General features: G+C 63.3%; 5 protein-coding genes and 1 tRNA gene. All 6 read left to right on the top strand.

Translation table 11 applies throughout. The annotated features are described in order from the left end of the window. Positions 1 to 662: cyanophycin synthetase (locus MRY84_RS09675; RefSeq protein WP_291505520.1), on the top strand; the 662-nt coding region annotated here is incomplete at its 5' end. A gap of 33 nt (positions 663 to 695) precedes the next feature. Beyond that, the gene (locus MRY84_RS09670) at positions 696 to 1532 is read left to right on the top strand and encodes an SPOR domain-containing protein (RefSeq protein WP_291505519.1); all 837 of its coding nucleotides are present in this window, start codon (positions 696 to 698) and stop codon (positions 1530 to 1532) included. A gap of 25 nt (positions 1533 to 1557) precedes the next feature. After that, a complete protein-coding gene (locus tag MRY84_RS09665) occupies positions 1558 to 2046 on the top strand; it encodes a CvpA family protein (protein ID WP_291505518.1) in 489 nt (162 codons plus the stop codon). 77 nt (positions 2047 to 2123) lie between these two features. Then, positions 2124 to 3629, top strand: coding sequence for an amidophosphoribosyltransferase (gene purF / locus MRY84_RS09660; RefSeq protein WP_291505517.1), 1506 nt, complete (start codon positions 2124 to 2126; stop codon positions 3627 to 3629). Positions 3630 to 3716: 87 nt separating this feature from the next. Continuing rightward, complete coding sequence (gltX, locus tag MRY84_RS09655; protein ID WP_291505516.1) at positions 3717 to 5138, top strand: glutamate--tRNA ligase; 1422 nt, start codon at positions 3717 to 3719, stop codon at positions 5136 to 5138. Positions 5139 to 5203: 65 nt separating this feature from the next. Beyond that, a tRNA-Ala gene (locus MRY84_RS09650) sits at positions 5204 to 5279 on the top strand. Positions 5280 to 5299 lie beyond the last annotated feature (20 nt).

Genomic DNA, 5299 nt, shown 5'->3' with positions numbered 1-5299 from the left:
GAAAGGACTTCAATTTTTCGGGCGACAAGCAGCAGTGGAGCTGGGCTGGGCGGGGCCGCCGCTATGCAGGGCTGGCGTATCCGTCGCTGCGGGGCGCCAATCAGCTGATCAACGCCTCTGGCGTGCTGGCCGCGCTGGAGGCCCTGCGCGACCGCATCCCGATCACGGCCCAGGCCGTGCGCAACGGCCTGGCCATGGTCGAGCTGCCCGGGCGGTTCCAGATTGTGCCGGGCCAGCCAACGTTGGTGCTCGACGTGGCGCACAACCCGCATTCGGTGGCCGCCCTGACGGCCAACCTGGACGCGATGGGGTACTTCCCCACCACACACGCGGTGTTTGGCGCCATGGCCGACAAGGACCTGGGGCCGATGCTGGCCAAGATCGGACCACTGGTGGACCGCTGGTACTTCACCAATTTGCCCACACCGCGTGCCGAGACAGCGGCCGTGCTGCAGCAAAAATGGAATGCCCTGCAAATGGTGGCCGGTGGGCGGCGCGATGTCACTTCCAGCCTGCATGCGGACCCCATGGCAGCCCTGCAGGCCGCAGTCGCCGCCGCAGACCCCGCTGATAGAATCGTGGTCTTTGGCTCGTTTTACACGGTGGGCGGTGTACTGATCAACGGAACACCTCGCCTGCACGCCAAACATCTGGGCCAGTAGGCAGCTTCTGAGGCCCGAACGAGTCGTTACTCCATGGCATTTTTCAAGTTTCGGTGGCCCGGTCAGGGTGAACAAGCTCAGGCCGAAAAGCCGTCCAAACGCTCGCGCACGCCGCAAGCGGAGAGCGTCGAAGTAATGCGCCGGCGCGCCCGGCATCGTCTGATTGGCGCGGCCGTGCTGGTACTGGTGGGGGTGATTGGCTTTCCCATGCTGTTCGACACCCAGCCCCGGCCGATTCCCGTCGATATCCCCATCGAAATACCTGATCGCAACAAGGTGGCACCGCTCGTGGTGCCAGCGCCGGTGGCAGAGGCGCCAACGCCTGCCAAACCGGCCCCCGCGCCTTCGCAGGAGGCTGCGGCTGCATCGCGCCCAGCTCCCGCGCGCAGTGGCAATGCCGTGGGCAATGGCTTGGCCGATGGTGAAGAATTCGTTCAAACGCCACGCTCTGCGGCCAGCAAGCCTGCTCCCGTGGCTTCTGCCAAGCCTGAGGTCAAGCCAGAGCCCAAACCCGAGACCAAGCCGCCGGCTCCCGCCGAACCCAAGTCTGTGCAACGTCCGGACGATGCCGCCCGAGCCCGCGCGCTGTTGGAGGGGCGGTCTGCGGAACCTGCTGCCGCGGCAACTGCCCATGCTGAAGAAGGACGCTTTATCGTGCAGGTTGGTGCGTTTGCAGACGCGGACAAGGCCCGCGAGGCCCGCACCAAGCTGGAGCGTGCGGGCATGAAAACTTACACCCAGGTCGTGGACACGAAGGACGGCAAGCGCACTCGGGTGCGTGTGGGGCCGTTCAGCAATCGGGCCGAGGCAGACAAGGCCGCAGCGCGGATCAAGGCGCTGGATCTTTCGGCATCGGTGCTCACGCTTTGAAGCGGCTCCGGGGCTGCCTGCATCCATGGTTGCGCTCGACTGGATTTTTGCAGCCGTGCTGCTCGCGTCGATGCTGATCGGCGCCTGGCGCGGCTTGGTGTTCGAAGTTCTGTCGTTGATGGGGTGGGTGGCGTCTTTTTTCGTGGCCCAGTGGTTTGCTGAAGACATGGCTGCGCTGTTGCCCATGGGCCAGTCCGCAGAGGCACTGCGGTACGCGGCGGGTTTCGTGGTGGTGTTTGTTGGCGCAGTGTTTGCCTGCGGCTTGTTGACCTGGCTGGCCAAGAAGCTCGTGGATGCGATCGGCCTGAGGCCTGCGGACCGCGCGCTGGGAGCCCTTTTCGGGGTGTTGCGCGGGATGGTTTTGTTGCTGGCAGCTGCGGTAGTGGCGGGCCTGACGCCGATGGGGGACGCCGGCTGGTGGCAGGAGTCCCAGGGCGCGCCCATCCTGGCGGAGGTGCTCAGGGGGTTGAAACCGGCGCTGCCGGAAGAATTTGGAAGGCATCTGCCTTCTTGATAGCGAGGGGCTGCGGCGACAAGCTGCTGCCGCCGGGTTGCCGCGGGGCTGTTCCCGCAAACGGATGGAAACTTACTATGTGTGGAATCGTCGGCGTCGTCAGCACAACGCCCGTCAATCAGCTGATCTATGACGCGCTGCTGCTCTTGCAGCACCGCGGCCAGGACGCAGCGGGCATCGTGACCCAGCAGGGCCGCAAGTTTTTCATGCACAAGGCGAAGGGCATGGTGCGCGACGTGTTCCGCACGCGCAACATGCGCGCCCTGCCGGGCAATGTCGGCCTGGGCCAGGTGCGCTACCCGACCGCAGGCAATGCCTACAGCGAAGAGGAGGCTCAGCCGTTCTATGTGAACGCGCCCTTCGGCATCGTGCTGGTGCACAACGGCAATCTGACCAATGCGCGTGAGTTGCGCACCGAGCTGTTCCAGACGGACCACCGCCACACCAACACCGAAAGCGACTCGGAGGTGCTGCTCAACGTCTTCGCCCACGAGCTGGAGCGCGCCACCCGCGGCGTGCCGCTGCAGGTCGAGGATGTTTTTGCTGCGGTGCGGGCGGTGCACAAGCGCATTAAGGGTTCGTACGCCGTGATCGCGCTCATCGCGGGCCACGGCCTGCTGGCGTTCCGCGATCCGCACGGCATCCGTCCGTTGGCGCTGGGCCGCAGCCAGGATGGCACGGTGATGGTGGGCAGCGAGTCGGTCGCTCTGGAAGGCACTTCGCATGTCTTCGAGCGCAACATCGACCCCGGCGAAGCCGTGTTCATCACGCTGGACGGAAAGGTGCATGCCAGCCAGTGTGCTGAAAATCCGCAGCTGAATCCTTGCATTTTCGAGTTCGTCTACCTGGCTCGCCCTGACTCCGTGCTGGATGGCATCTCGGTCTACCAAGCTCGGCTCAACCTGGGCGAAGCCCTGGCCAAGCGCGTGATCTCCACCGTGCCCCCCAACGAAATCGATGTGATCATCCCGATCCCCGAGTCCAGCCGCCCCAGTGCCACACAGCTGGCGCACCTGCTGGGCATCCCGTACCGCGAAGGCTTCGTCAAGAACCGCTACGTGGGTCGCACTTTCATCATGCCGGGGCAGGGCGTGCGCAAGAAATCCGTGCGCCAGAAGCTCAATGTGATCGGCAGCGAGTTCAAGGGCCGCAATGTGCTGCTGGTGGATGATTCCATCGTGCGCGGCACCACCAGCCGCGAAATCGTGCAGATGGCGCGCGATGCGGGTGCCCGCAAGGTGTACCTGGCCAGCGCGGCGCCTCCTGTACGCTACCCCAACGTGTACGGTATCGACATGCCCACCAGCAGCGAACTCGTGGCCCACGGCCGCACGGTGGAAGAGATTCGCCAGGCGATCGGCTGCGACGCGCTGATCTACCAGGATGTGGATGGCATGAAGAAAGCCGTGGGCTCGCTCAACGCATCCATTGCCGGTTTTGACGCATCGTGCTTTGACGGTGTGTACGTCACCGGCGACATCACCGCCGCGGGCATTGCCAGCCTGAACGAGGGCCGTGTGGGAGCAGAGGAGGGGGAGGAAGACACCTCGCGCCTGGCGCTCCCCAACGCGCAGGAGTCCTGAACACGAACTGGGTGTGTCCCGGCGGCGGGCGACCCTTTGAATTGACCTCTATGAAGCTGGCCCCGCAAGGGGCCAGAACTTATTGAAATGACTGCTACCTCTTCTGCTGCTTCGGGCCGTGTGCGCACACGGTTTGCGCCGTCCCCTACGGGGTTCATCCATCTGGGCAACATCCGCTCGGCCCTCTATCCCTGGGCTTTTGCGCGAGCCATGGGGGGCGACTTCATCCTGCGGATCGAAGACACCGATCTGGAGCGCTCGAGCCAAGCTGCAGTGGATGTGATCATTGAAGGCATGGCATGGCTCGGACTGGACCACGACGAAGGACCGTTCTATCAGATGCAGCGAATGGACCGCTACAAAGCGGTGCTGGCCGAAATGCAGGCCGCGGGCCATGTGTACCCCTGCTACATGAGTGTTGCGGAGCTGGATGCATTGCGCGAGAAGCAGATGGCCGCCAAGGAAAAGCCGCGCTATGACGGCACGTGGCGCCCCGAGCCTGGCAAGTCTCTGCCGGCGATTCCTGAGGGTGTACAACCTGTGCTGCGGTTCAAGAACCCGCAAGGCGGCGTGGTTGCCTGGGACGACAAGGTCAAGGGCCGCATCGAGATCAGCAACGAGGAACTCGACGACCTGGTGATTGCGCGCCCCGATGGCACTCCCACCTACAACTTCTGCGTGGTGGTGGACGACATCGACATGGCCATCACCCACGTGATTCGGGGTGACGACCACGTGAACAACACGCCACGCCAGATCAATATCTTCCGCGCCTTGGGCAAGGAGCCGCCGGTCTATGCCCATTTGCCCACGGTGCTCAATGAGCAGGGCGAGAAGATGAGCAAGCGCAATGGCGCCAAGCCTGTCACGCAGTACCGCGACGAAGGCTACCTGCCAGACGCCATGATCAACTACCTGGCGCGGCTGGGCTGGAGCCACGGCGACGACGAAATTTTCAGCCGCGCGCAGTTCCTGCAATGGTTCAACCTGGATCACTTGGGCCGCAGTGCAGCCCAGTTTGATGAGGCCAAGCTGCGCTGGGTGAACGCACAGCACCTCAAGGCCATGGACGACGAAGCGCTGGCGGCGCTGGTGGCGCCTCAGCTGCAGCACCGGGGTATTTCTGCCGAGGCGTTGGCGGATGGTCGGCTCGTGCGGATTTGCGCATTGTTCAAAGACCGTTGCGACACCACGGTGGCCCTCGCCAACTGGGCCCAGGTCTTCTATGGGGATGTCACGCCCGTGGATGCCGAGCGCGCCCAGCACGTCACCGAAGCCATCTCTCCCGCGCTGGATGCGTTGGCTGACGTGTTATCCACCTGCGAATGGGACAAGGCATCCATTGCCGCCGCCTTCAAGCAAGTGCTGGCCAGCCAGGGTCTCAAGATGCCTCAGTTGGCCATGCCCGCGAGGGTGCTGACCGTGGGCACGGCTCACACGCCTTCGGTCGATGCAGTGCTGGAATTGGTGGGGCGTGAAAAAGTTGTAGCGCGTTTGCGAAACCGCTAAAAATCTGTCTATAATTCAAGGCTCAGATGATGACAAAAAACACAAAGTGTTTTGCGTCATTAAGTGGGGGTATAGCTCAGCTGGGAGAGCGCTTGCATGGCATGCAAGAGGTCATCGGTTCGATCCCGTTTACCTCCACCAAAATTTGATAACGGTTAGTT

The sequence above is a fragment of the Acidovorax sp. genome (assembly GCF_022763525.1).
Taxonomy (GTDB): Bacteria; Pseudomonadota; Gammaproteobacteria; order Burkholderiales; family Burkholderiaceae_C; genus Acidovorax.
Note: the sequence above shows the minus strand (reverse complement) of the source record. Positions and strands in the feature narration are given on the sequence as shown.